Source organism: Azospirillum oryzae, from assembly GCF_008364795.1.
Taxonomy (GTDB): Bacteria; Pseudomonadota; Alphaproteobacteria; order Azospirillales; family Azospirillaceae; genus Azospirillum; species Azospirillum oryzae.
This window is the reverse complement of sequence record NZ_VTTM01000002.1, coordinates 349,228-375,636: the sequence shown is the minus strand read 5'-3', so window position 1 is coordinate 375,636 and position 26,409 is coordinate 349,228. Positions and strand designations below refer to the sequence as shown.

21 protein-coding genes are annotated in these 26,409 nt (G+C 68.9%); 7 read left to right on the top strand and 14 right to left on the bottom strand.

Annotated features, from left to right (window positions below):
• Window positions 1-325: 325 nt before the first annotated feature.
• Together FZ938_RS31330 and FZ938_RS07730 are read right to left on the bottom strand one after the other, a co-directional pair.
• Entirely contained in the window at window positions 326-886 is a 561-nt protein-coding gene (locus tag FZ938_RS31330) for a cold-shock protein (RefSeq protein ID WP_149198005.1), read from the bottom strand.
• Between the two features lie 256 nt (window positions 887-1,142).
• Entirely contained in the window at window positions 1,143-2,249 is a 1,107-nt protein-coding gene (locus FZ938_RS07730) for an alkene reductase (protein WP_149198004.1), read from the bottom strand.
• 214 nt (window positions 2,250-2,463) lie between these two features.
• Here FZ938_RS07730 and FZ938_RS07725 point away from each other — a divergent pair, with 214 nt between their 5' ends.
• Both FZ938_RS07725 and FZ938_RS07720 read left to right on the top strand, forming a co-directional pair.
• The gene (locus FZ938_RS07725; RefSeq protein WP_149198003.1) at window positions 2,464-3,228 is read left to right on the top strand and encodes a histidine phosphatase family protein; all 765 of its coding nucleotides are present in this window, start codon (window positions 2,464-2,466) and stop codon (window positions 3,226-3,228) included.
• Window positions 3,229-3,267: 39 nt separating this feature from the next.
• Window positions 3,268-4,179, top strand: coding sequence for an NAD(P)H-hydrate dehydratase (locus FZ938_RS07720; RefSeq protein WP_246457701.1), 912 nt, complete (start codon window positions 3,268-3,270; stop codon window positions 4,177-4,179).
• Between the two features lie 3 nt (window positions 4,180-4,182).
• Here the strand turns inward: FZ938_RS07720 and FZ938_RS07715 are convergent, their stop codons facing one another.
• Window positions 4,183-4,929: a ribonuclease T2 family protein gene (locus tag FZ938_RS07715; protein WP_149198002.1), complete on the bottom strand. Its 747-nt coding sequence runs from the start codon at window positions 4,927-4,929 to the stop codon at window positions 4,183-4,185.
• Window positions 4,930-5,074: 145 nt separating this feature from the next.
• On the opposite strand from FZ938_RS07715, the gene aat reads away from it, so the two are divergent.
• The gene (aat, locus tag FZ938_RS07710) at window positions 5,075-5,719 is read left to right on the top strand and encodes a leucyl/phenylalanyl-tRNA--protein transferase (protein WP_149198001.1); all 645 of its coding nucleotides are present in this window, start codon (window positions 5,075-5,077) and stop codon (window positions 5,717-5,719) included.
• Here the strand turns inward: aat and FZ938_RS07705 are convergent.
• The 4 genes from FZ938_RS07705 to FZ938_RS07690 all read right to left on the bottom strand — a co-directional run bounded on the left by FZ938_RS07705 (window position 5,716) and on the right by FZ938_RS07690 (window position 11,473).
• A complete protein-coding gene (locus FZ938_RS07705) occupies window positions 5,716-6,825 on the bottom strand; it encodes an anhydro-N-acetylmuramic acid kinase (protein ID WP_149198000.1) in 1,110 nt (369 codons plus the stop codon). The genes aat and FZ938_RS07705 overlap by 4 nt on opposite strands.
• Before the next feature lie 40 nt (window positions 6,826-6,865).
• Complete coding sequence (locus FZ938_RS07700) at window positions 6,866-7,729, bottom strand: phytanoyl-CoA dioxygenase family protein (protein ID WP_149197999.1); 864 nt, start codon at window positions 7,727-7,729, stop codon at window positions 6,866-6,868.
• A gap of 216 nt (window positions 7,730-7,945) precedes the next feature.
• On the bottom strand, window positions 7,946-8,410 hold the full coding sequence (gene bcp / locus FZ938_RS07695; protein WP_149197998.1) for a thioredoxin-dependent thiol peroxidase: 465 nt from the start codon (window positions 8,408-8,410) through the stop codon (window positions 7,946-7,948).
• Between the two features lie 45 nt (window positions 8,411-8,455).
• Window positions 8,456-11,473, bottom strand: a complete 3,018-nt coding sequence (locus FZ938_RS07690) for a bifunctional [glutamine synthetase] adenylyltransferase/[glutamine synthetase]-adenylyl-L-tyrosine phosphorylase (protein WP_149197997.1) — start codon at window positions 11,471-11,473, stop codon at window positions 8,456-8,458.
• Window positions 11,474-11,572: 99 nt separating this feature from the next.
• Between FZ938_RS07690 and FZ938_RS07685 the strand changes: the two genes are divergently transcribed.
• On the top strand, window positions 11,573-15,301 hold the full coding sequence (locus tag FZ938_RS07685; RefSeq protein WP_149197996.1) for a YhdP family protein: 3,729 nt from the start codon (window positions 11,573-11,575) through the stop codon (window positions 15,299-15,301).
• Window positions 15,302-15,404: 103 nt separating this feature from the next.
• Here the strand turns inward: FZ938_RS07685 and leuC are convergent, their stop codons facing one another.
• The 3 genes from leuC to FZ938_RS07670 all read right to left on the bottom strand — a co-directional run bounded on the left by leuC (window position 15,405) and on the right by FZ938_RS07670 (window position 19,405).
• Window positions 15,405-16,808: a 3-isopropylmalate dehydratase large subunit gene (gene leuC, locus FZ938_RS07680; protein WP_109150871.1), complete on the bottom strand. Its 1,404-nt coding sequence runs from the start codon at window positions 16,806-16,808 to the stop codon at window positions 15,405-15,407.
• A 153-nt stretch (window positions 16,809-16,961) separates the two neighbouring features.
• Window positions 16,962-18,377 carry an FAD-binding oxidoreductase gene (locus tag FZ938_RS07675; protein ID WP_149197995.1) on the bottom strand — a complete coding sequence of 472 codons (1,416 nt, stop codon included), beginning with the start codon at window positions 18,375-18,377 and terminating at the stop codon, window positions 16,962-16,964.
• Between the two features lie 68 nt (window positions 18,378-18,445).
• Window positions 18,446-19,405: a DMT family transporter gene (locus FZ938_RS07670; protein ID WP_174757224.1), complete on the bottom strand. Its 960-nt coding sequence runs from the start codon at window positions 19,403-19,405 to the stop codon at window positions 18,446-18,448.
• Between the two features lie 231 nt (window positions 19,406-19,636).
• Between FZ938_RS07670 and gcvA the strand changes: the two genes are divergently transcribed.
• Complete coding sequence (gcvA, locus tag FZ938_RS07665) at window positions 19,637-20,587, top strand: transcriptional regulator GcvA (protein WP_149197994.1); 951 nt, start codon at window positions 19,637-19,639, stop codon at window positions 20,585-20,587.
• Here the strand turns inward: gcvA and FZ938_RS07660 are convergent.
• Window positions 20,547-21,542, bottom strand: a complete 996-nt coding sequence (locus tag FZ938_RS07660) for an L-threonylcarbamoyladenylate synthase (RefSeq protein WP_149197993.1) — start codon at window positions 21,540-21,542, stop codon at window positions 20,547-20,549. The two genes, gcvA and FZ938_RS07660, sit on opposite strands and share 41 nt — an antisense overlap.
• 114 nt (window positions 21,543-21,656) lie before the next feature.
• Between FZ938_RS07660 and parA the strand changes: the two genes are divergently transcribed.
• On the top strand, window positions 21,657-22,301 hold the full coding sequence (parA, locus tag FZ938_RS07655; RefSeq protein WP_149197992.1) for a ParA family partition ATPase: 645 nt from the start codon (window positions 21,657-21,659) through the stop codon (window positions 22,299-22,301).
• Window positions 22,302-22,333: 32 nt separating this feature from the next.
• On the opposite strand, the gene bfr (FZ938_RS07650) is transcribed toward parA, so the two are convergent.
• On the bottom strand, window positions 22,334-22,813 hold the full coding sequence (gene bfr / locus FZ938_RS07650; RefSeq protein WP_149197991.1) for a bacterioferritin: 480 nt from the start codon (window positions 22,811-22,813) through the stop codon (window positions 22,334-22,336).
• A 14-nt stretch (window positions 22,814-22,827) separates the two neighbouring features.
• Complete coding sequence (gene bfr / locus FZ938_RS07645; RefSeq protein WP_149197990.1) at window positions 22,828-23,310, bottom strand: bacterioferritin; 483 nt, start codon at window positions 23,308-23,310, stop codon at window positions 22,828-22,830.
• A gap of 410 nt (window positions 23,311-23,720) precedes the next feature.
• Here bfr (FZ938_RS07645) and tyrS point away from each other — a divergent pair, with 410 nt between their 5' ends.
• Window positions 23,721-24,989, top strand: coding sequence for a tyrosine--tRNA ligase (tyrS, locus tag FZ938_RS07640; RefSeq protein ID WP_149197989.1), 1,269 nt, complete (start codon window positions 23,721-23,723; stop codon window positions 24,987-24,989).
• Window positions 24,990-25,033: 44 nt separating this feature from the next.
• Here the strand turns inward: tyrS and FZ938_RS07635 are convergent, their stop codons facing one another.
• On the bottom strand, window positions 25,034-26,344 hold the full coding sequence (locus tag FZ938_RS07635; protein WP_149197988.1) for a branched-chain amino acid ABC transporter permease: 1,311 nt from the start codon (window positions 26,342-26,344) through the stop codon (window positions 25,034-25,036).
• Window positions 26,345-26,409 lie beyond the last annotated feature (65 nt).

The following is a 26,409-nucleotide window of genomic DNA, read 5'->3' as shown; positions in this document are numbered from 1 at the left end:
CGGCGCAGGAGAACAGGCGTCACGAAAAAAGCAGGAACAAAAGAAAGAGCGGAAGACACACGCAACGAACAGCCGGGCCGAACAGAGCCACGGCCGGATCACTCACGAGCCAGGACCGCAAAAGCAGCAGCATAAAAGACAGGAACGCACGGCGCGCCCCCGAAGGGAGGCGCCGTGCGCTGAAAGTCCGGATTCTCACCGGGAGGTCGGCAGCCGGTACGGCTCAGGACCTCAAGAGGCTATTCAGCCAAGCGGAGCCGGCCGGTGTGGCGCGCGTCCGGAAAGGACGAACGCCGCGCGGCCGAGGCCCGGAGTTCCCGGAGCCTTACAGGTACTCGACCTTGCCCGCTTCCGGACCCTTCTGGCCCTGGCGAACGGTGACGCGCACCTGATCGCCTTCCTGAAGGGTCTGCATGCCCGAACGGCGCAGCACGTTGACGTGGACGAAGACGTCCTTGCCACCGGTGCTGGGCGTGATGAAGCCAAAGCCCTTGTCGGCATTGAACCACTTCACGGTGCCGTCGACTTCTTCGCCACCGGCGCCGCCGGCATCGTAGCCGCCGCGGTCGAAACCGCCACGGTCGAAGCCGCCGGTCCGCGGACGGGCCGAACGCTGAGCGGTCGACGCATCGACCGAGTGGATGGAGGCCACCTGCGGACCCTTCGGCCCACGGGCCAGGTCACAGGTGATGGTGGTGCCTTCGTCCAGCGCGTCGTAGCCGGCGGCCTGAACCGCAGAGACGTGCAGGAAGGCATCGGGCGAACCGTCCTCAGGCGACACGAAGCCGAACCCCTTGGTGGGGTTGAACCACTTCACGGTGGCGGTGACGTTGGACTTGGTGATCTCGGGAGCGCGGAAGCCCTGGCGGGGCGGGCGGTCGAACATGTGTCTTCAAGCTCATAGAGTGTGCCGAATGTCTTTTGTCACAGGGATCCGGTCCCAGGTCAAGCCTTCCAAAGGAAAGATGACCAAATCGCCTTTAAATGCCTCACCCCAGGCTCACGCTTGCGGCATCCCCGGTGCTTGCGACCGCCCGAAGCGGCACCGAAGTGCCGCTTCGCCACCCCTGTCCGGCACCCTCCGCCTGCCGGTCCCGGCGCGACTCGGAAGGGCTTTTGCACGCAGGCCGTGCGGCGGCGGGTCAGGCGACCGACCGGCTCATCGTCGGATAGTCGGTGTAGCCGTGGCGGTCGCCGCCATAGAAGGTCTTCTGGTCCGGCTCCGCCAGCGGGGCGTCGATGCGCAGCCGCTCCACTAGGTCCGGGTTGGCGATGAAGGGCCGGCCGAAGGCGATCATGTCGGCATGGCCGCTCGCGGTCGCCTGGATCGCCATGGCGCGGTCATAGACGTTGTTGGCCATGTAGCGGCCCTTGTAGAGCGCGCGCAGCTCGGCGAGATCGCCGCCGAATCCGGGATGCGGGCCGCGGGTCACCCCCTCGATCATGTGCAGATAGGCAAGGCCGTAGTCGTTCAGGCGGCGGATCACCGGGCTGAAGGTGCCGACCGGGTCGCTTTCCTGGGCGTCGTTGGCCGGGCTCAACGGCGACAGGCGGATGCCGACGCGGTCGGCCCCGGCCTCCGCCACCACGGCGTCCAGCACTTCGAACAGGAAGCGGGCGCGGTTCTCGACCGAACCGCCATAGGCGTCGGTGCGCCTGTTGGTGCCGTCGCGCAGGAACTGGTCGATCAGATAACCGTTGGCGGCATGCACCTCCACCATGTCGAACCCGGCGGCCAGCGCGTTGCGGGTGGCACGGCGGTAATCCTCGACGATGCCCGGCAGTTCCGACAGTTCCAGCGCGCGCGGGGTCGGAATGTCCTTGAAGCCGTCGACGGTGAAGGCCTTCATCTCCGGCTTGACGGCGGACGGCGCCACCGGCAGGGCTCCGCCCGGCTGCAGATCGGGGTGGGAGATGCGGCCGACATGCCAGAGCTGCAGGCACATATGCCCGCCCTTGGCGTGGACCGCGTCGGTCACCAGCTTCCAGCCCGCCACCTGTTCGGCGCTGTGGATGCCGGGGGTGTAGGCGTAACCCTTGCCCTGCGGCGAGATCTGCGTCGCCTCGGCGATGATCAGACCGGCGCTGGCGCGCTGGGCGTAATATTCGGCGTTCATCGCGGTCGGCACGCCGGTGGCGTTGTCGGTGCGGCTGCGGGTCAGCGGCGCCATGGCGATGCGGTTGGGCAGGGTATAACGCCCGACCGTCACCGGCTGGAACAAGGAGGCCGCGTCCTGGCTGTCCGTCATGTCCGATCCATCCTGTATGATTGAAGACTGGCTGCTGGTTGGAAACTGGACAGGAAAGTGTGGCCCGGCCGGCGCCACCGGCAAGGTGCCGCGTCGCCACAGCTGCGGAACGGGCAGCATGGCTGCCATACCGTGACCTGCACCGCAGAGGGACCTTTCGACCCGCCCGGCGGTTATTTCCGACAGTTTCGCCTGCCAGGGAATGGGATCGCCGATGCAACAGCGCTGGCCCGACCGATTGTGGATCGTCCGCCATGGCGAGAGCGCCGGGAACGTCGCGCGCGACGCCGCCCACGCCGCCGGACATGTCCGGATCAACATCGACGAACGCGACGTCGACGTACCGCTCAGCCCGCTGGGCGAGCGGCAGTCGGATGCGCTCGGCCGATGGTTCGCCGCCATGCCGGCGGTGGAGCGGCCGGACGTGGTGCTGACCTCGCCCTATCGCCGGGCGCTGCGCACGGCGGAACGGCTGCACCAATCGGGCGGGCTGCCGATCGACCCGGCCGATTTCGTGATCGACGAGCGGCTGCGCGAGAAGGAGTTCGGCGTGCTCGACCGGCTGACCAGCGCCGGCATCCGCCAGGAATTCCCGGAACAGGCCGAATTCCGCCGCCTGCTCGGCAAGTTCTATCACCGCCCGCCCGGGGGTGAGAGCTGGTGTGATGTGATCCTGCGGCTGCGCAGCGCGCTCGACACCGTCAGCCTGCATCACGGCGGCCGGCGGGTGCTGATCGTCGGGCACCAGGTGGTGGTGCTGTGCCTGCGCTATCTGCTGGAAAACATGACGGAGGAGGAAATCCTGGCCATCGACGCGGCCGGCGACGTCGCCAACTGCTCCGTCACCGAATACCGCTTCGATGCCCAGGTCGGGCCGCGCGGCGGACTGCTGCTGCACCGCTACAACTTCGTCGCCCCGCTGGAGGAGGCCGGCGCCCCGGTCACCGCCGAACCGGATGCTGCCGTTGCCGCCCGATAAATCACCGCCCGCTGAGGGCCGCCCGCCGAGGAGAGCCGATTGGACGCCGAGATCCCCATCACCGCCGGGCTTCTGCGCGGCATGCCCCTACCCCAGCCGGATGGTGACGGCGACAAGGAAACCCGCGGCCGGGCGCTGGTGGTGGCCGGCAGCGTGCCGGTGCCGGGCGGCGCCCTGCTGGCCGGGATCGGCGTGCTGCGGGCGGGGGCCGGCAAGCTGCAGATCGCCACCGTGGCCAGCGTCGCTGCGCATCTGGGCCTCGCACTCCCGGAAGCCCTGGTCGCCGGCCTGCATGAGACGCCGGAGGGCGGGATTGCCGCCGAGTCGGCCCAGGCGCTGGCCGAGCGGGCCTCGCACTGCGACACGGTGCTGATCGGCCCCGGCATGATGGACGAACCGGCAACGGCGGCCCTGACCGCCGACCTGCTGAGGCGGCTGGATCCGGGTGGGGACGGCCCACGATTCGTATTGGATGCCGGGGCGCTGGCCGGGCTGGCGCAGGACCCGGCGCCGCTGCACCGGCATGCAGGCCGCGTGGTCGTCACTCCCCATGCCGGCGAAATGGCCGGCCTGCTGGGCTGCCCGCGCGAACAAGTGGATGCCGACCCGCTCGGCAGCGCAAGGCGGGCGGCGGCCCGGCTGAAGGCGGTGGTGGCGCTGAAGGGAGGCTGCACCCGCATCGTCGCGCCGGACGGCCGCGCCTGGGCCTATCGCGACGGCACGGTCGGGCTGGCGACCTCCGGTTCGGGCGACACGCTGGCCGGGATCGTCACCGGCCTGCTGGCCCGCGGCGCCAGTCCGGAACAGGCCGCCATCTGGGGGGTCTACCTGCATGGCGAGGCCGGCAACCGGCTGAGCAGCCGGATCGGCCCGCTGGGATTCCTCGCCCGCGAATTGCTGGCGGAAATCCCGGCGGTGATGGCGTCGCTGGCGGAGGGGACGGGCGGCTGATCCTCACTGCGCCGGGGCGGGTGCCGCAGCAGGCGCCGGCGGCAGGGCCGGGGCGGCGGGCGGGGTGGCGGGCGGAGTCGTGCTGCGGCGCGGCTGGGCCGGGACCACGTCGGGCGACAGGGCGGCGTCGCGGTCGCGGCAGCGGTCGACCACCTTCTGGCCGCAGGCGACGAAACCCAGATCCTTGTTCAGGCAGACCCGCACCTCGGCCACGTCGCGGCGGGAGCAGACGACCGCCACCCCCTCCGCCGTCAGGCCGGGATTGGCCTCCAGGAACAGGCGCTCCACCTGCGTCGCCGGCACGGTCGGGCCGGGAACCTTCAGCTGCTCCGGGATCGCCACCTTGGACGCCGCGGCGCGCAGCTTGGCGAAATAGTCGGTGGCGTTCAGGCCGGAGCAGGTCCCGTGCTTGCGCCATTCATGCATCATCAGTCCGACGCTGGGCATCACCGGCATGGTCTGGTCCACCACCGCCTTGGGCAGGTTGCGGTCGCGGGTGCAGGTGGCGGGATAGCTGCCGTCATTGTATTGCGGCCACAGGCCATGCACGACGAAGCCGTACTTGCGGTCGCCGCACTGGTCGGGATCGGGGCCGTTCTTGTCGCGGGCGCAATAGGTCGGCGTCCAGGACAGCGACAGAAGGTAATAGTCGAAGTTGCCCGGCTCCGCCCGTCTCTGCGCCCAGGAGGGGCTTGCGGCGAGCAGTTCGGCAACCATGACGGACAGAATGGCGGCGACGGCGCTTCGCATGACAGTCTTCCCCACGGATGTGCTTCCCTGCGTTGCATACCATGGAAGGAGATTGCTGTCGCGGGGTCTCGACACCAGTATCACTCAGCCAAACTTCGGCCGAACGTTTGCGCGTTCCGCCCCATCAGCGGGTATAGTGACCGGCATGTTCACCCTGTCCGCACCGATCTTGCTGCGTGCCTACGCCGCCGGCATCTTCCCGATGGCCGAAAGCGCCGAATCGCGGGAGCTTCACTGGTTCGACCCCGAACTCCGCGGCATCCTGCCGCTGGACGGCTTCCATGTGCCGCGCAGCCTGCGCAAGACGCTGCGGCGCTGCCCGTTCGAACTGCGCTTCGACAGCGCCTTCCGCGCGGTGATCGAGGGCTGCGCCGCGGCGACGGAGGACAGGCCGAAGACCTGGATCAACGACGACATCGTCCGCCTCTACGGCGACCTGTTCGACAGCGGATTCGCCCACAGCGTGGAATGCTGGCGCGACGGCCGGCTGGTCGGCGGGCTGTACGGGGTGTCGATCGGCGGCGCCTATTTCGGCGAGAGCATGTTCAGCCGCGAGACCGGGGCCAGCAAGGTGGCGCTGGTCCATCTGGTCGCCCGGCTGCGCGCCGCCGGCTTCGCCCTGCTCGACACCCAGTTCGTGACCGAGCATCTGAGCCGATTCGGCGCCATCGAGATCCCACGCACCGACTACCGCCGCCGCCTCGCCGCCGCGATGGAGCGCAAGACCGACTTCCGCGGCGTCGACCAGCAGTCGGCGCTGGCGGACCTGCTGGAGTCGACCGCGGATTAGGGTTTCGGGTGGAACACCCCGCCCGGCATGGGCGCCGGCACGCCGGTGGTCGCCGGCAGGCTGAGAGGCAGTCCCAGCCGGCTGCGCACCGCCAGATAGCCGAAGGCCTGCGCCTCCAGCGCGTCGCCGTCCCAGCCGACGAGATCGGCCGACTCGACGGGCACGCCCAGCCGGTCGGCCAGCATCGCCATCAGCGTGGCGTTGTGCCGCCCGCCGCCGCAGACCAGCCAGCGCACCGGCGCGGCCGGCAGGTGGGGCACGACCCGGGCGACCGACAGGGCGGTGAAGGCGGTCAGGGTGGCGGCGCCGTCCTCGGGCGACAATGCCGCCACCGGCGCCGGATCGAAGGCGTCGCGGTCCAGCGACTTGGGCGCCGGACGGCCGAAATAGGGGTGGGCCATCAGTTGGGCCAGCGCCGCGTCATCCACCCGCCCCGACGCCGCCAGTGCGCCGCCGGCATCGTACCGGCCGAGCCCGTGGCGCAGCACCCAGTCGTCGATCAGGGCGTTTCCGGGACCGGTATCGCAGGCGACGACATCGGCTTCCCCGTCCGCAGATTCGGGGCCGATCCAGCTGACATTGGCGACGCCGCCGATGTTGAGGACGGCCAGCGGACGCGGCAGCCCATGCGCCAGCGCCCGGTGGAACAGCGGGACCAGCGGCGCCCCCTGCCCGCCCGCGGCGACGTCGGCGCTGCGGAAGTCGTTGACGACGGCGATGCCGGTCGCCGCCGCCAGCCGGGCGCCGTCGCCGATCTGGCGGGTGATGCGCCGGTCCGGATCGTGGTGGATGGTGTGGCCGTGGAAGCCGATCAGATCGACCGCCGCCGCCGCGACGCCCGCCTTGTCGAGCAGGCGGCGCACCGCGTCGGCATGGACGTCGGTCAGGTCGCGCTCGACCTCCGCAACCGTCTCGCCGCTGTCCGTCCGTCCCAGACAGCCGCGCAGACGGGCACGGAAGCCGTCGTCATAGGGGATCGTCAGGAAGCTCAGCGCCTCCACCCGGTCGCGGCCGTCGGTGCGCAGCAGGGCGGCGTCGATGCCGTCCATCGAGGTGCCGCTCATCAGGCCGACGACCGTGCGCAGCCCGTCCTTCGCTTCCATCATCCGATCCGCATTCCCCAGTGACGATGCGGACCAGTCTAGCTCAGCTGATCCACAGCTGCAGCATCAGCCGCTCGCGGCTGGCCGGCGGGGTGGCGCGGTGGTAGCAGGAGGTGTCCTCCAGGAAGCCGGTGCCGGCCGGTCCCTCCACCACCAGGATGCGGTCGCGGGCGAAGCGGGTGAACAGCTCCTCGTCGCGGGCGTTGGCGGAGCCCAGCAGCATGCGCAGCGACTTGCCGTGATGGCTGCCGCGGACCAGCGCATGCTCCCCCGACCCCGGCCCGACATCGGTCAAATAGAACTGAGCCGAGCAGAAATGGAAGTCGTGGACGTCGTAATGCCAGTCGATGGTCTGACCCAGCTGCCGCCGCTCGTCGTCGGTGGCGTCGGTGACGAAGCTCCAGAACAGGCGCGGGATGATCTTGGTGGCCGGGAAGCCCAGGAACGCCCCGGCACATTGCATCAGCAGCGGATCGCGGCAGACCCGGCGCACCGCCGGGCAATCCAGCGGATCGGGGACGATGCCCATCACCGCGGGCGACCCATCCTCCAGCCGGCCCTTGCGGACATTGTGGCGATAGAACACGCGGTCGTCGCGCAGCCGCCGCTGCAGGGGGGAGTGGGTGGCGAACTCCACCATCTCCTCCACCATCGGCCAGGGCAGATCGAAACCGAGCGCGATCGAGTCGCGCCGCAGGTCGGCCAACGCGCGGTCGATGGTCTGGCCGGGGAACAGGCTGACCGGAAGCGGAGGCAGCGATATGGGCGGGCCGGCCGGCGCCCGCTGGCGCGACCGGGGAGACAGGCGACGCAGGGCACTGTAGCCGCGCCGCACCGATTCGAACCGGCCCAGCGCATAGTGAAGCTCTCCGGCGACGAGGCGCCGGGCAATGTTCGCAACGTTCATGGCATGTGCATCCCTGGGGCAGCCGAAGGACCAAAACCGCGGTGGGTTGCGCGGCCTCTGGTGCGGGAATGCACGAAGTGTAGGCTTGTTTGGGGCGATTCTAAAAATACCCTTCGGGCGTACGCCCACACGCCGGGGGAATAGCCGGGCCGGCAGGGCGCCCTTCCCGTCCGGTCCATGCCGGGAGAAAAAGGCGCCCCACCTTCCCGTTGAAGGTTACAGCGCCTGCACGGCCTTCAGAACCGCGGCGACATGACCGGTGACCTTCACCTTGCGCCAGACGTTGCGGACGATGCCGTCCTTGTCGATCAGGAAGGTGGCGCGGTCGATACCCATGTACTTGCGCCCGTACATGCTCTTTTCAACCCAGGTGCCATAGGCTTCGCACACGGTGCCGTCGGTGTCCGAGGCCAGCGTGAAGGTCAGTTCGTGCTTGGCCTTGAACTTGTCGTGGCTGGCGACGCTGTCCTTGGAGACGCCGATCACCTCCGCATCGACGGCGGAGAAGTCGGGCAGCTGGTCGCGGAAGCCGCAGGCCTCCGACGTGCAGCCCGACGTGTCGTCCTTCGGGTAGAAATACAGCACCACCGGCTTGCCGCGCAGGGCCGACAGCGTGACGCTGCCCCCGCCGTCGGTCGGCATGGTGAAATCCGGGGCGGGCGATCCGACGTCTACGGTCATGGCTGCTCGACTATCCTTCTTCCTGCCGGCGGGGATCGGAAACCCTCAGGCCGGGGCCGTGGTGGTGGGTGGGGCCAGACGGCCCGCCGGTTCCTCGACCAGGGCCTTGAAATGGCCGTGGGCGCGGGCGGCGACGGCACGGATTCTGTGGTCCAGTTCAGGGAAGTCAACACCGTCAGGCTCACGCTCGTCAGGAAAGGCCGTGCGGACCAGCCCGGCCAGCAGGCTGGGCGACACCTGATTGGGGTCGAGCACCCCGGCGGTGGTCAGCCGCAGGAAGCCCTGCACGCGCCGCCACAGCCGCAGAGTCGTTTCCAGATCCTCCGCCACCTCCGGGTCCAGCGCGCCGGTCCGGGCGGCGCATCGCAGCGCCTTGGCGGTGCCGATGTGCAGGATGTCCGGCCGCTCGTGCCCATGGCGCAGTTGCAGGTACTGGGCGATGAACTCGATGTCGATCAGGCCGCCGCGGGCGTATTTGACGTTCCAGACATTGGTCGTCCCGAACTCCTTCTCGATTCGCCGCCGCATGTCGGCGACATCCCACAGCAGCCGGTCGGCATCGCGCGGCGCGGTCAGCACCGACCGGATCGCCGCCTGGACGCGGCCCCCCAGTTCCGGATCGCCGCCGATCACGCGGGCGCGGGTCAGGGCCATATGCTCCCAGGTCCAGGCGTCGGCGGCCTGATACTTGACGAAGGCGTCCAGCGAGGTGGCGAGCGGCCCGGCATTGCCCGACGGGCGCAGCCGCATGTCGACCTCGTAGAGCCGCCCGTCGCCCATCGGTGCGGTGATGGCGTTGGTCAGGCGCTGGGTCAGCTTGATGTAATATTCGTTGGGCGACAGCGGCTTTGTGCCGTCGGACAGGCGCGGCCCCCCACCGCTCCCTTGGCCCGGCGCCACGTCATAGATGACGATCAGGTCGATGTCCGACGTGATCGTCAGCTGCCGGCTGCCCAGCTTGCCCATCGCCACCACCACCCAGGCGCCGCCGGGGATGCGGCCATGGCGCTGGGCGAACTCCTCCTCCACCCGGCGGGCGAGGTCGGGAACGACGATGTCGGCCAGATCGGCCAGGAAGGCGCCGCAGCGGTCGCCGTCGGTGATGCCGCGCAGGATATGCACCCCGGCACGGAAGCGCTGGTCGTTGGTCCAGCGCCGGGCCAGCGTCAGCGCATCCTCGAAGTCGCGGGCCGGCGCCATCACCCGGGCATGGTCGTCGGCCAGCCCGTCCGCCTTGCCCGGCAGCGGATCGAAGAAGTCCGGCGACAGCACGGCGTCCAGCAGCGACGGGTTGCGCGACAGGGTCTGCGCCATCTGCGGCGCGATGCCCATGATCTCCGCCACCAGTTCCAGCAGCCAGGGATTGGCGACGAACAGGGAGAACAGCCCGACGCCAGCGGGCAGCTTCCCAAGGAAATCGTCGAAGTTCATCAACGCCGAATCGGGGGCCGGCGTCTTGGCCAGCGCGCTCAGCAGGGCCGGCGTCATCTCGGTCAGCAGCTCCCGCGCGCGTCCCGACCGGGTGGCGCGGTAACGGCCGCGGTGCCAGGCCGACACCACGCTGATGACGCGCGCCGGATCGGCGAAGCCCATGCCGCTCAGCGTCTCCACCGTGCCGGGATCGGGGTCGGTGCCGGTGAAGACCAGATTGCCGGGGCCGGAGAGCGACGGCGCCTCCTCGAACAGCTCGGCATAGCGGTCCTCGACCTGCCCCAGCGTCGCCAGCAGCTCCGCCCGGAAGGCGGCGGGGTCGCCGTAGCCGAGGAAGGTCGCCAGATGCGCCACCCCGGCATCGTCGGCGGGAATACGGTGGGTCTGCTGGTCGTCGATCATCTGGACGCGGTGTTCGACACGGCGCAGGAAATGATAGGCCCCGGCAAGCTCCTCCACCGTCTGCGGCGGCACGCGGCCGACGTCGCGCAACGCCTCGTTCGCCATCAGGGTCGGGGCGATGCGCACGCGCGGGTCGCGCCCGCCGAAGATCAGTTGCTGGGTCTGGGCGAAGAACTCGATCTCGCGGATGCCGCCGCGGCCGACCTTGATGTCGTGGCCGTTGACCGTCACCTCGCGGTGGCCCTTGTGGGCGTTGATCTGGCGCTTGATCGAATGGATGTCCTGGATGGCGGCGAAATCCAGGTTGCGGCGCCAGACGAAGGGCTCCAGGAAGCGGAGGAAGGCGGCCCCCGCCTCCGGATCGCCGGCGATGGGGCGGGCCTTGATCATCGCCGCGCGTTCCCAGTTCTGGCCGACGCTGCCGTAATAAATTTCGGCCGCGGAGACGGAAACCGCCAGCGGCGTCGCGCCCGGATCCGGCCTAAGCCGAAGGTCGGTGCGGAAGACGTAGCCGTCCTTGGTCCGTTCATCCATAATGCGGACAAGATCGCGTGCGAGCCTGATGAAGGTTCGCGCGAGGTTGTCCGGCTGGGGCGTCTGCACAACAGCGTCGTCGTACAGGACGATCAGGTCGATGTCGCTGGAATAGTTGAGTTCGCGCCCGCCAAGCTTACCCATGCCCAAAACGATCAGGCCCGAACCGACCCACGGTCGCTGCGGATCCGGCAGCGTCAGCGTCCCCGCCTCCCCGGCGCGGCGCAGCAGGAAATTCGCGGCCAACTGGACCCCCGTCTCCGCCAGCTCCGACAGGGCGCCGGTGACGCGGAACAGCGGCCACGCCCCTGCGATGTCGGCCAGCGCGATCAGCAGCGCCGCGCGCCTTTTTGCCACCCGCAAGCCCGCCATCAGCCGGTCCATCGACTTTTCCTCGCCATGCTCGGCATGGAGCGAGGCGATCAGGGCGGCGAAGGTGTCGTCGAAGCCGTCCTGCACCGTCCGGGCGACGAAGGGCAGTTCCCGCGTCAGGCTGTGGCCGAGATACGGGCTGTTGCCGCACACCGCCTCGATCAGCGCCCGGCCGTGCTCCGAATCGGCGAAGGCCTCCGCCCAGGCGCGGGTCTCCGGCTCCGCCGCGGCGGCCTGCTGGCGCCAGCGCTCCATCCCCAACGACGCCTGCGCGGCATCGAAGGGCTTCGGCAAGGGGCTTGAGAACGCGATGGGGCTGGGCATGGCAACCGTCTTTCCTGCTCAAATCATGGGCAGAAAGCTGCACGTGTCGGGCGTGAAGGTCAATCGGACCGATTCTCCTTCTTTTTCCGACGGTGCCCGATGATCCGCCGTACCGCGAAGATCCTCGGCCTGACGCTGACCGGGGTCGGCGCCGTGGCGCTTGCCGCCGGCGGATTGTTCGCGTGGCGGCTGTCGCAGGGGCCGATCGCACTCGATCCGCTGATCCCCTATGTCGAGCAGGCGCTGAGCGACCGTGACGGCCGCTTCCACATCGACATCGGCGAACTGGTGCTGTCGCTGGAGGACGAGGACGGGATTGAGAACACCGACGGACGGCGTCTCGACCTGCGCGCCCGCCGGGTGCAGGCCCTGAATGCCGGAGGAGCGGAACTGGCGGCGGTGCCGGAGATGGGCATCGGCTTCTCCATTCCGGCCCTGTTCCGCGGCACATTGTCGCCGACGCGCCTGGATCTGGTCCGGCCGCGCCTGACCGTGCTGCGCCGCGCCGATGGCAGCCTCGCCTTCGACGTGCGTGCCGACGCCGAGTCCGCCGGCAGTTCCGAGAATGCCGGCCCCGACCTGATGGACGAGGCGCTGGACAGCCTGCGCCGCCCGCCCGACATCGACCGGCCGCTGGGTCTGCTGCGCCGGCTGTCGGTGGTGGGTGCCGACCTGCGGGTCGAGAACCGCATGCTCGATCTGTCCTGGCACGCCACGCGCGCCGACGTCGTGCTGACCCGCGACTCCCAGGGCGCCCAGGGCCGCGCCCGCGTCACGCTGGATTTGGGCAATGCCGGGGGCAACTCCGGTGGTAGGGCGACGACGCAAGCGGTGACCGTCGCCGCCGCCGGCCATTACAACATCGCCGACGCCACCACCGACCTGACCCTGTCGGTCGACGGGCTGGAGCCGGCGGCGCTGGCGGAGGTCGGGCCGGCAATGGAGCCGCTGTCGGCGGTGAAGCTGCCGCTGTCCGGCACGGTCTCGGCGCGGCTGGACCCGCGCTTCGAACCCTCGACGGTCGATCTGAACCTGCGCGGCGGCAGCGGCAGCGTCGCCCTGCCCGCCGCCCTGCGGCCGGAGCCGCTCGCGGTGCGGAGCCTGGAGCTGCGCGGCAGCCTGGACGTGCCGGGCCGGCGGCTGCGGATCGACGATCTATCGCTGGCGGCGGCGGATGGCGGCGAACCGCTGGGCCTGAGTGGCCGGGGCGAGCTGGTGGAAACCGATGGCGAGCGTGCCCTCCAGGCCAGCCTGTCGCTGACCGCCGGCGGCCGGACCGCCGGGCTGGAGCTGTCGGGACGGCAGGGGCCGGACAAGGATGGCCGGGCCACCGCGCGGCTGACCGGCTTCACCCCCGCCGCCGTCGCCGGTCTCGCCCCGCCGCTGGAACCGCTGAAGGCTGCCGACCTGCCGCTGTCGGGAACGGTGGAGGTCACCTTCGACCCGTCGCTGCAGCCGACCGGCGGCAAGGCCGACATCACCGCCGGACGCGGGCATCTGCTCCGCCCCGACCTGTTCGAAGGGCCGCTGCCGATCGAATCGGCCCGGCTGCGCCTGCATGGCGACCGCGACCGCATCGAACTGGATGGGCTGAGCGCCGTGCTGGGCGAGACCGGCGGGCCGCAGCCGAAGGTCGAGGCCAGCGGCACCGCGCTCCGCCAGGGCGACCGCATGGCGGTGGAGGTGCAGGCGGCGGCCCGCGGCGTCGCGCTGGACGAGTTGCACCGCTACTGGCCGACCGTCGCCGGTCGCAACGCGCGGGAATGGGTGACCCGGAACCTGTCGCACGGGACGGTGACGGAGGCGCGGGCGGAGGTGGACCTCTCGGTACCACTCGACGGGTCGGGACCGCCCGAGCAGACGCGCTTCCTCGCCACCATGGCCGGGCAGGACATCAGCGTCCGCTATTTCCACGACCTGACGCCGGTCACCGGCGCGGGACTGGAGGCGACGACCGACGGCAAGACCTTCACCGTCCTGACCAAGGGCGGCCGGATCGCCGACCCCAAATCGGGCGACATCGAGATCGGCGACGGCAAGGTGGTGATCGGCGGGCTGGACATCGGCAAGGAGACGATGGACATCCGCCTGCCGGTCCAAGGACCGGTGCGTTCCATCCTGACCCTGATCGACATGCCGCCGCTGGGCTATCCCACCAAGCTGGAGATGGACCCGAAGCGCACCCAGGGCACCGCCGAGGCGCAGCTGCATTTCGCCTTCCCCCTACTGGCCGACCTGAAGGTGGAGCAGCTGGAGCTGGACGTGACCGGCAAGCTGCACAAGGTGGCGGTGGAGAAGGTCGCGGCCGGGCTGAACGCCACCGACGGCGAGCTGTCGCTGGCGCTCGACCTCAAGGCGATGCAGATCAAGGGCGCCGCCAAGCTGGACGGCATTCCCGTCACCGTCGACTGGAACGAGTCCTTCGACAGCGCCGCCAAGGGGCCGCGCACCCGCATCGCGGTGAAGGGCGACGCCACCGCCGACGATCTGCGCGCCCACGGCATCGATCTGGAAGACCGGGTGCAGGGTCCCTTCGGCGCCGACATCCTGTTCACGGTGGACCGCAAGCACAAGCTGCTGCTGACCGGCAATCTGAACCTGGAGAAGACCCGGCTGTCGATCGAGGAGCTGGGCTGGGCCAAGCCGCCCGGAAAGCCCGGCACAGGCAAGCTGACGCTGGAGTTCGACAAGGACCGCCCCACCCGCATCAGCAACCTGACCATCGACGCCGGCGGGCTGAAGAGCGTCACCAACCTGGAGCTGGCCGACGGCGGCAAACGGGTGGCGCGGGTGCAGACCCCCAGCTTCAAGCTGGGCCAGACCGACCTGCGCGCCGACCTGACCGTGCTGCCTCCCGCCAAGCCGGGCGGGCCGGCCGGCGGCTACGCCGGCACCATCACCGGCGCCAGCCTGGACGCCCGCGGCCTGACCGGCAAGACGCCGTCCGGCGAGGGCGCCGTCACACCGCCGCCCAAGAAGCCGCCCTCCCCCACCGACGATGGCCGCAAGACGCCGCTGGACGTCACCATCAAGTTCGATTCGGTGGTGTTCGGCGAGGGACGGCGGCTGCGGCAGGTCTCGGGAACCATGCGGCGGAACGCCGCCGCCTGGACCCTGCTCGACCTCACCGGCCGCAGCGAAGGCGGCGGCGTGTCGCTGAAATGGCGGCCGGGTCCGCAGGGCGTCTACGATCTCGCCATCAACGCCGACGATTTGGGCTCCGCCCTGCAGGCGATGGATCTGAACGACCGCATGCGCGGCGGCCGGCTGACCCTGACCGGCCGCTCTGCCGAGCCGCGGGCCGATGCCGCCATCGTCGGCAAGGCCGAGATCCGCGATTACACGCTGATCGACGTTCCGGCGCTGGCCCGCATCCTGAACGCGATCTCGCCGTCGGGCTTCGCCGAGCTGCTGGGCGGCGGCAAAGGCGTCAATTTCGGCCGGATGGTGGCGGATTTCCGCAAGGAGGGCCGGCTGCTGACGCTGAAGGATCTGCGCACCTCGGGCTCGGCGCTCGGCCTGACGCTGGAGGGGCAGATCGACCTGGAGACGGAAACCGCCAACCTGCAGGGCACCATCGTTCCGGTCTATGGCCTGAACCGGCTGATCGGCCAGATCCCGCTGCTGGGCGACATCCTGAGCGGCGGCGAGGGCCAGGGCATCTTCTCCGCCACCTGGCACGTGCAGGGACCGCTGTCCGACCCGGACGTGTCGGTCAACCCGCTGGCGGTGCTGGCGCCGGGTTTCCTGCGCAACCTGTTCTTCCTGGGCGGCGACGGCACGCCGATGCCCGACACCAAGGCGCCGCCGGAGGCGCATACCCGGTGAGGCGGCAGGCCGTCTTACAGGCGCGAAGCGACGTTCCAAGCAAAAGGGGCAGGAACGAGGGAAACCCCCGACCCTGCCCCTCCAGCGACCAAACCTTACAGTCTTACAGCGCGCGGACGTCGGCCAGATGGCCGGTCACCGCCGCCGCCACGGCCATCGCCGGGCTGACGAGGTGGGTGCGGCCGCCGCGGCCCTGACGGCCTTCGAAGTTGCGGTTGGAGGTCGAGGCGCTGCGCTCGCCGGGAGCCAGACGGTCGGCGTTCATCGCCAGGCACATGGAGCAGCCGGGCTCGCGCCACTCGAAGCCGGCCTCGGTGAAGATCTTGTCCAGACCCTCTTCCTCGGCCTGCTCCTTGACCAGCCCCGAGCCCGGAACCACCAGGGCGCGCACGCCCTCGGCGACCTTGCGGCCCTTGGCAACCTCGGCGGCGGCGCGCAGGTCTTCGATGCGGCCGTTGGTGCAGGAGCCGATGAAGACGGTGTCGACCTTCACCTCGGTCAGCGGCTGGCCGGGGGTCAGGCCCATGTAGGCGAGCGAGCGCTCGACGGCGGCGCGCTTGCCGGCGTCGGCGATCTCGGCCGGGTTCGGCACGGTCGCGGTGATCGGCAGCACGTCTTCCGGGCTGGTGCCCCAGGTGACCTGCGGGACGATGTCGGCGGCGTTCAGCACGACGGTGGCGTCATAGACCGCACCCTCGTCCGACGGCAGCGTCTTCCAATACTGGACGGCCTGTTCCCAGGCGCCGGCCTTGGGAGCCAGGGCGCGGCCCTGGACGTAGGCGAAGGTCTTCTCGTCCGGGGCGATCAGGCCGGCGCGGGCGCCGCCTTCGATCGCCATGTTGCAGACGGTCATGCGGCCTTCCATCGACAGGTCGCGGATGGCTTCGCCCGCGAATTCGATGACGTAGCCGGTGCCGCCGGCGGTGCCGATCTTGCCGATGATGGCCAGCACGATGTCCTTGGCGGTGACGCCCGGGTTCACCTTGCCGTCCACGCGGATCAGCATGTTCTTGGCCGGCTTCTGCAGCAGGGTCTGGGTGGCCAGCACATGCTCCACCTCCGACGTGCCGATGCCGAAGGCCAGCGCACCGAACGCACCGTGGGTGGCGGTATGGCTGTCGCCGCAAACGATGGTGGCGCCGGGCAGGGTGAAGCCCTGTTCCGGGCCGACGATGTGGACGATGCCCTGGCGGACGTCGTCCATCGGGAAATAGCGGACGCCGAAGTCGCGGGCGTTCTTGTCCAGCGTCTCCACCTGGATCCGGCTCTCCTCCTCGACGATGCCCTTGGAGCGGTCGGTGGTGGGGACGTTGTGGTCGGGCACGGCGAGAGTGGCTTCCGGACGCCGCACCTTGCGGCCGGCGACGCGCAGTCCTTCGAACGCCTGCGGGCTGGTCACTTCATGGACCAGATGGCGGTCGATGTAGAGGATGCAGGTGCCGTCGTCCTGGCGATGCACGACGTGGCTGTCCCAAATCTTGTCGAACAGAGTGCGCGGCTTGGACATCGGAAAAACTCTCTCTCGCGGTACGACAGGCGCAGAACAATCGGAGGCCGCACCATAGCCTTGTGTCGCGCCGGGGACAAGCGCGGCCATACGTCTTTCGCCGCAAGCCTGTCCCCCGCAATATTATGACGCGGGCGGCCGTTGAAGAGGTGTTCAGGGCAGCATCTTCCCCGGATTCAGCAGGCCCTTGGGGTCGAGCGTCGCCTTGATGGCGCGCAGCATGTCGAACTCCACTGGACCCTTGATGACCGGCATCTCGTCCTTCTTGAAGCGGCCGACGCCATGTTCGGCGGAGATCGAGCCGTCGAGCTTGAAGATCACCTCGTTCACGACGTGGCAGATCTCGTCCCAGCGGTCGAGATAGGCCTTGGTGTCGGCACCCTCGGGCTGGCTCAGGTTGAAGTGGATGTTGCCGTCGCCGACATGGCCGAAGGGGGTCGGACGGATGCCGGGGCAGGCCACTGCCACCGCCGCTTCCGCCAGTTCAATGAACTCGGCGACGCGGGACACCGGGATCGACACGTCGTTCTTGATCGAGCCGCCCTCGAACTTCTGCGCCTCGACGATGGCCTCGCGGATGAACCACAGCTGCTTGGCCTGGGCGTCCGACTGGGCCAGCGTGGCGTCGGTCGCCAGCTCGGCCTCGAATGCCTCGCCCAGCGCCGTCTCCACCGTCTCCTGGAAGGCGTCGGACCGGGTGCCGGCGGTCAGCTCGGTCAGGACATACCAGGGCGACGGCTCCGACAGCGGGTCGATGGTGCCGGCGACGTGTTTCATGGCGAAATCCAGGCAGCGGCGCGACATCAGCTCGAAAGCCGACACGGCATCGCCGGAGGCGGCGCGCAGGCGGGCCAGCAGCTCGATGGCGGCGGCCGGGCTGGGCACGGCGACGAAGGCGGTGATCGACTGGCGCGGGCGCGGGAACAGCTTCAGCACGGCGGCGGTGACGATGCCCAGCGTGCCTTCGGCGCCGACGAACAGGTTCTTCAGGTCGTAGCCGGTGTTGTTCTTGCGCAGGCGGCGCATGCCGTCCCAGACGCGCCCATCGGCCAGAACCACCTCCAGTCCCAACACGAGGTCGCGGGTGTTGCCATAGCGCAGGACGTTGATGCCGCCGGCGTTGGTGGAGATCAGGCCGCCGATCTGCGCCGTGCCCTCCGCACCCAGGCTCAGCGGGAACAGGCGGTCGGCGTCGGCCGCGGCCTCCTGGATGCTGGTCAGAACCACGCCGGCCTCCACCGTCATGGTATAGTTCAGCGTGTCGATGTCGCGGATGCGGTTCATGCGCGACAGGCTGAGCACGATCTCGCGCCCCTCCTCGTAGGGGATGGAGCCGCCGACGAGGCTGGTGTTGCCGCCCTGGGGCACGATGGGGATGCCGGCCTCGGCGCAGATTTTGACGACCGCCGCGACTTCCTCGGTGCTGGCCGGGCGGACCACCGCCGGGCTGTTGCCCTTGAAGCGCCCGCGCCACTCCGACAGGTAGGGGGCCATGTCGGCGGCATCGGTGAGGATGCCGGACGGGCCGACGATGGCGCGGATCTGGTCGAGAGCGGCGGCGACGGTCATGGCAAGGCGTCCGAAGCAGGTTAAGGGGCTTACAATCGTTCCCTTCTAACGTCTTCGCCGAGCATTTTCTATCCCTTGGCGGCCGATGCGGATCTGTGTTGTCCCAGGCGTGCGAACAACCTTCCATCGATGGCGGCGAGGCCGCAGGCGATCAGCGCCATCCCGACCCCATGCCTGACCGCCAGCCGTTCGCCGAGAAACAGGCCGCCCAGCAGGATGGCACTGACCGGGATCAGGAACGTGACCAGCATCAGGTTGGTCGCGCCGGCCGAAGCCAGGACACGGAAGAAGATGACGTAGGCCAGGGCGGTGGACAGCAGGGCGATGCCGATGATGGCTCCCCAAGCGGTCGCGCTGGGCATGGGCAGGATCCAGGGTCGATCGGCCAGCAGGGCCACCGGCACCAGCATCAGGGTGGAGGCGGTGACCTGCCCCGTCGCGGTGACCAGGGGCGACACGCCCATGTTCTTGAATCGCCGGCCGAAGATGCCGGCGAAGGAATAGGAGAGGGCGGCGCCCAGCACCGCGAGCTGTGGCAGCAACCCGTTTCCCGGCCCGGCTCCGACAAGCCCGTCCAATGCCGACGGTCCGATCATCACCGCCACACCGGCGAAGCCGACGAGGACTCCCGCCAGCCGGTTGCCGGTCATCTTCTCGTCCCGGGTCAGGACATGCGCGACCATCACGCCGAACAGCGGCGTGGTGGCGTTGAGGACCGAGGCGACGCCGCTGGCGATCTGGGTCTGTCCCCAGACGATCAGGCAGAAGGGAACGAGGTTGTTCAACGCCCCCATGCCGAAGAAAGCGATCCATGTCCGGCGGTCGCGCGGCATCGGCAGTCCCAGGATCTGCAACAGCCCGCCGAGTGCCAGGGCCGCCAGCGCGACCCGCATGGCGACGATGGTGAGCGGCGGCAATTCCCGCACGGCGATGCCGACGAAAAAGAAGGACCCACCCCACAGGATCGAAAGCGCGACCAGCAGGCTCCAGTCGGTCAGGTCCATCCGCTTCTGGTTTGGTGCGGTCATCGGGCGGCCTCCATTGATGGCTTATGAATGTTCGTGTGTATGTGTGTCCGGGCCTGGACATGCCGGTTCCGGCATCCTGCACGGCGGTGTCTGCCGGCGGCGATCCGTTTCTTGCGGTGGAATTGCCATGGCCGGCCTTTCCTGCTCAATCGAGCTGGGCTAAAATTAATGTTCAGACCTGATATTGGACAAACGAGCATTTCTCCGCATGCTATTGAGATTTTCTAAATCATGACGCTTTCTTTGCCCCCGCTTTCCGGCCTGCGCGCCTTCGAAGCGACCGCGCGTCACCTCAGCATGACGCTTGCCGCACGAGAGCTGAACGTCACGCCGGGCGCGGTCAGCCTCCAGGTCAAGGAGTTGGAAACGGCGCTCGGCTTGCGGCTGTTCGAACGCAAGCAGCGCAGCCTCGCCTTGACCGTCGAGGGGGCGGCCTATCATGCGGCCATCCGGACCGCCTTCCGCCTGATCCGGGACGCGACCGCGGAACTCACGGCGGGGCTTCGCAGGCCGGAACTGACACTGTCCTGCACCCCGGCCTTCGCCGTTCAATGGCTGGTTCCGCGTCTGCCGCGTTTCGAGGCGGCCACGCCAGGGATCGACGTACGGATCGGGGTCACCAACCGGCTCGTCGATTTCGCGCAGGACCGCGTCGACGTCGCAATACGTCACGGGCTGGGCGCCTACGAAGGCCTATGTGCCGAGCGGTTGATCGACGACGAACTGGTTCCGGTGTGCAGCCCCGACTATCTGCGTGCCGCACCACCGATTCGGCATCCGGCCGATCTGGCAGCCGATCCGGCAGGAGGGCCAGCGGCTCACCGGCTTCTGCATGATGAGCACCGCGGGGACTGGGCGCTCTGGTTCCGAGCCGCGGGCGTGCCGGATGCGGGCGCGGATCGCGGGCCGGTCTTTGCCGATGGCAACGGGGTGATGGATGCTGCCAAGGCTGGATTGGGAATAGCGCTGGTCCGGGACCGTTTTGCCGCGGACGATCTCGCGGCGGGGCGGCTTATCGTCCTGTTCGACCAACGTCTGTCGAACGGCCTCGCCTATCACCTCGTCTATCCGGGCGGGGCGGAGGAAAAGCCAGCGGTGGCCGCCTTTCTCCGCTGGATCAGGGCGGAGGCCGGCGGCGCCCTTATCCCCGCGGTGCCGCCGCCCGGCGCAGGCGGTCGTTGATCGCCATGCCCAGCCCCACCTCCGGGATCGGCATCACGGCGATGCGCTTCGCCCCGCTCTGGTCCAGGCTGCGCAGGTGCGAGAACAGGTTGGCCGCCGCCTCGTTCAGGTCGCCTTCCAGGCTCAGGTTCAGGCGGGTGGCGCCGCCGAAGACGAAGCGGTCGGGGCCGAAGGTTAGGAACGCCTCGTCCTCTTCCGCCGAAGAGGCGTTGAGGCGCACCGCCGCATTCGGGGCGTAGTGGCTTTCCAGCTGGCCAGGCGATTTCGGCGCGGTCGGGTCGCCGGCCGACAGGCGGACCGGGCCGATCAGCCGTTCCATCTCGTCGGGCAGCACGGCGCCGGGGCGCAGCAGCACCGCCTCCGGCCCGGTCAGGTCGATGACGGTGGACTCGAGGCCGACCATGCATTTGCCGCCGGTGACGATGGCGTCGACCCGGTCGCCCAGGCTTTCCAGCACATGGTGCGGCGTGGTCGGGCTGACGGCGCCGGAGCGGTTGGCGCTGGGGGCGGCGATCGGCTTGCCGGTGGCGCGCAGGATGGCCTGGGCCACCGGGTGGTTGGGCACGCGGATGGCGATGCTGTCCAGCCCGGCGCTGACCAGCAGCGACAGGGCGGAGTTGGCCGGGCGCGGCACGACCATGGTCAGCGGACCGGGCCAGAACTGCGTCGCCAGATCATGGGCGCGGTCGTCGAACAGGCCCCAGGAATGGGCGGCGACAAGATCGGGCACATGGACGATCAGCGGATTGAACTGCGGCCGGCCCTTGGCGGCGAAGATGGCCGCCACGGCGCGGTCGTCGGTGGCGTCGGCGCCCAGGCCATAGACCGTCTCGGTCGGGAAGGCGACCAGACGGCCGGCGCGCAGCAGTTCGGCCGCGCGGGCGATGCCGGCGGGGGTGGCCGGGATCAGCGCCGGGCGCTTCTCACCGGTATCGGGTGCGGAATGGTCGGTCACGGCGTCTTTCTAGCCCGAGCGGCGCTGGTGTCAATTCGCGCGGTTGCACCGGTGCCATGCCCAAGGTTATGAGGGGAGTGCGCAATCACCGAACACAACATGATGGGTACGGGCATGACGGGCAAGGTCTTCACCGTGGCGCAGCAGAAAGGCGGCGCCGGCAAGACCACGCTGGCGGCCCACCTCGCCATCGCCTGGGCGCAGCTTGGATACCGCGTCGCCACCGTCGACATCGACCCGCAGGGCAGCCTGACCCGCTGGCACGCCGTGCGGTCGGAGGCGACCGGCGGGCAGCCCGGCTTCACCCATGTGCAGATCACCGGCTGGCGCACCCAGGCCGAGGTGGAGAAGCTTGCGCGTGCCCACGACATCGTGGTGATCGACAGCCCGCCGCACGCCCAGACGGAGGCGCGCATCGCAGTCCGTGCCGCCACGCTGGTGATCGCCCCGGTGCAGCCGAGCCCGATGGACCTGTGGGCGGTGCATCCGACCATCGATCTGGCGGCGCAGGAGAAGCGCCGGCTGCTGCTGGTGCTGAACCGCGTGCCGCCGCGCGCCCGCATCGCCGACGAACTGATCGCCAAGGTGCATGAACTGGTCGATCCGCCGGCGGTGGATCTGGCGACGGCTCAGGTCGGCAACCGCACCGCCTATGCCGGCACGCTGATGACCGGCCTGTCGGTGACGGAGTCCGCACGCAAGACCCAGGCGGCGGCGGAGATGCAGGCGCTGGCGGAGGAGATTCTGGGGCGGGTTTGAGGGGGCAAGCTGCTCTCGCCCCCCAATCCCACTCAGTCCTTGAACTCGCCCATCGCCGACTGGATGTAGTTCGGCAGGCCGATGTCGTCGATCAGGCTCAGCTGGGTTTCCAGATAGTCGATGCGCTCTTCCGACTCTTCCAGCAGTTCGGACAGCTCGTCGCGCGACACGTAGTCGGCCTTTTCCTCGCACACGGCGATGGCGTTGGCGATGCGGTCGCGGGCCTCGCGCTCGGCGGCGAGGTCGCTGGAGAGGATCTCCGGCACATCCTCGCCGATGTGCAGCTTGCCGAGATCCTGGAGGTTGGGGATCGCCTCGATGAACAGGATGCGTTCGATGATCTCGTCCGCGCTCTTCATCACCTCGATGGAGGCGTGATACTCCCACTTGCCCAGGGCCTTGACGCCCCAGTTCTTCAGCATGCGGGCGTGCAGGAAATACTGGTTGATCTGCGTCAGCTGGTCCTTCAGGACGATCTGAAGCTGGGCGATGACGTCGCTGTTGCCTTTCATGATCCGTCCTCCGCTCAGGTGGGGAAGCCGCCCATGGCCGACTGCAGGTAATTCTGCACGCCGAGCATGTCGATCAAGCCAAGCTGCTGTTCCAGCCAATGCGCATGGTCTTCTTCCGTGTCGACCAGCAGTTCCAGCAGGATACGGCGGGTGTCGTAATCCTTCACCTGCTCGCAATAGGCGATTGCCTCCTTCAGGGCGGCCACCACCTCATATTCCAGGTTCAGGTCGTTCCGCATCATCTCCGGAACGGTCTTGCCGATGTGAATCGGGTCGCGGCTGGCGACGTCGGGCGTGCCTTCCAGGAACAGGATGCGGCGGATCAGCTTGTCGGCATGCTCCAGCTCTTCCATCCGCTCGTGCGAGATGCGCTCGCTCAGCGCCTTGAGGCCCATGTCCTCCATGCTGCGCGCGTGGGACAGATACTGGTCGGCCGCGCTCAGCTCGCCGGTGAGCAGCTTGTTCAAACGGTCCAGGACCCCTTGATCGCCTTGCATGATGGAATGCTCCGAAATGGACAATTTGACGCACCTTGTCACAGATGAAGGACTCGCACAATAAAAATCTCCCGCAGAAACATAAATGTAGTTGATAGTCACTATCATTTGGGTCGGTCGCGGGATGCACAAAATACAGCCAGGGCGTGATGTCTGTTTTGCGAATCAATATCAATTGCGATAAGGACGGAATCCGGGGAATTCCCCAGCATAACTTGTGGGATTTGACTTGCGGCGGTGCAGCGATGCTTGAGCCGGAGAACAGGCGGGCAGCCGCGTCGGTTCCCGCCCCGCCGATCCGGCGCCGATCCGGCCGCCGCATTGAGGCAGGGGCCGTTCCGTGGTAACAGACCGCGGGAATTCTGCGACCCTGCCCCGCCCTTCATTTCAACGACAGCCGGATTGCGGCCATGACGACGACCACCCCCTCGGCCCCCGCCTCGGAGTTCCTGCGCACCCTTCAGGAGCGCGGGTTCATCCATCAGTGCACCGACCTCGCCACGCTGGACGAGCGGGCGCAGAAGGGGCCGATCGTCGCCTATATCGGCTTCGACTGCACCGCCGACAGCTTGCATGTCGGCAGCCTGCTGCCGATCATGATGCTGCGCTGGCTGCAGAAGACCGGCCACAAGCCGATCGTCCTGATGGGTGGCGGCACCACCAAGATCGGCGACCCGTCGGGCAAGGACGAGGCGCGCCAGCTGCTGACCGACGAGGTCATCGGCAACAACATGGCTGGCATCAAGCGCATCTTCGGCCGTTACCTGACCTTCGGGGACGGGCCGACCGACGCGGTGATGGCGAACAACGCCGACTGGCTGGACGAGCTGAAATACATCCCGCTGCTGCGCGACATCGGCCGGCATTTCACCATCAACCGGATGATGAGCTTCGAGTCGGTCAAGCTGCGTCTGGACCGCGAGCAGCCGCTGACTTTCCTCGAATTCAACTACATGATCCTCCAGGCCTATGATTTCGTGGAACTGAAGCGGCGCTATGGCTGCACGCTGCAGATGGGCGGGTCGGACCAGTGGGGCAACATCGTCAACGGCGTCGAACTCGGCCGCCGCACCGATGGGGCGGAGCTGTTCGGCCTGACCACGCCGCTGCTGACCACGTCCTCCGGCGCCAAGATGGGCAAGACGGCCGCCGGCGCGGTGTGGCTGACCGCCGACAAGCTCAGCAGCTATGATTTCTGGCAGTACTGGCGCAACACCGAGGATGCCGACGTCGGCCGCTTCCTGCGCCTCTACACCGAACTGCCGCTGGACGAGGTCGCCCGGCTGGAAAGCCTGCAGGGCGCCGAGATCAACGAGGCCAAGAAGATCCTCGCCAACGAGGTGACCAGGCTCGCCCATGGCGAGGAGGCCGCGTTGGAGGCCGCCGAGACCGCGCGCCGCGCCTTCGAGGAGGGCGCCGCGGCCGAGGGGCTGCCCAGCATCGAGGTCTCCCGCGCCGATCTGGAGGCCGGCCTGCCGGTGGTTGACCTTCTGGTGTCGGCCGGTCTGGCGGCGTCGAAGGGCGAGGCGCGTCGCCTCATCAAGGGCGGCGGGGCCAAGCTGAACGACGGGCCGATCGCCGACGAGACGGCGAAGGCGACTGCGGCGGACCTGAACGCCGACGGCGTGGTCAAGCTCAGCGCCGGCAAGAAGCGTCATGCGCTGGTGAAGGTGGGGTGAACAGGCTGGCGGTGCCGGCTGCGTCGCCGGCCGGCACCGCCAGCCTAATCGCCCCTTCCCCGCGCCTGCCCCATCAATCCCTGCGGCCGGTAGATCAGGAACAGCGTCAGCAGCCCGAACGCGACGATGTCCTTGTAGGCGAGCGCGAAATAGGCCGACCAGAAGGTCTCCACCAGCCCCAGCAGGGCGCCGCCCAGCATCGCCCCCGGCACCGAACCGATGCCGCCGACCACCGCCGCGGCCAGCGCCTTGAAGCCGATCAGGTAGCCGGTGAAGAAGTTCACCCCGCCATAATACAGCGCGATCACCGCCCCCGCCGCCGCGGCCAGTCCGCCGCCGATGGCGAAGGTCGCCGCCACCGTGCGGTTGACGTCCACCCCCACCAGCTCCGCCGCCGCGATGTCGTCGGTGCAGGCGCGATGCGCCCGCCCATAGGCGGTGCGCTGCATGATTCCCCATAGCAAGGCATAGAGACCGCCGGTCAGCGCCAGGATCGCCAGCTGCGCGGTCAGCGCGGTGACGGTGAAGGCCCCGTCGCTCAGCAGGTCGAAACGCCCGGTCAGCACCGGCGCCGGCCACCAGTCGCGCGCGCCATGCAGCAGTCGCACTCCCTCCTGATAGGCGATGGACAGCCCCACCGCGACGATCAGCGGCGTGTGGCTGCGCACCCCGCGCAGGCGGCGAAAGACAAGCCGGTCCATCGTCCAGCCCTGCACCGCGGTAAAGCCCATCACCAGCACCAGAACGCCCAGCAGGGCCGGCGGCCAGGTCGCCCAGCCGGCCATGCCCAGACCGGCCGCCGCCATCGCCGTCAGCATGGCGCCCAGCATCGTCAGTTCGCCCATCGCCAGATTGATCTGGCCGAGGATGGCGTAGACCAGGGTGTAGCCCAGCGCCAGCAGCCCATAGACGCAGGCGACGGTGGCGGCATTGATGATTTGCTGGAGCAGGAACAGGACGGGCGTCCAGCGCGTCGGCGGCGCCCGTTCCACCTCCACCACGCCGCCGACGGCATCGCGCGGCGGCCTGATGCGCAGCCATTGCTGCAGCATGGCGAAACGGATCCCGGTCAGCCAGCCGCTGCGGTCGGTGGCGACCGCCGCCAGGGTGCGCCGCCCCTCCTCCATCGACGTGCCGGCGAAGCGGCAGGCGATCCAATGCGCCTGCCCGCCGCTGCGGTAATCGACACGCAGCACCCGCTTGTCCTCGGCGTATGAGCGGGTGGACAGGTCGGTGACGGGTCCATCGTCGAAGGCCGGGATCAGCTTCCGGCACAGCGCGTCCTGGTCGGCATCGACGCCGCACCCGGTGAGCAACAGCAGGACGAGGCACAACAGCGGCAGGATGCGAGGCACGGAACCGCCCGGTCAGGTGGGATGGTTCAGCCTACCGACAATTTGGAAGGGTGGGAAGCGTCCGC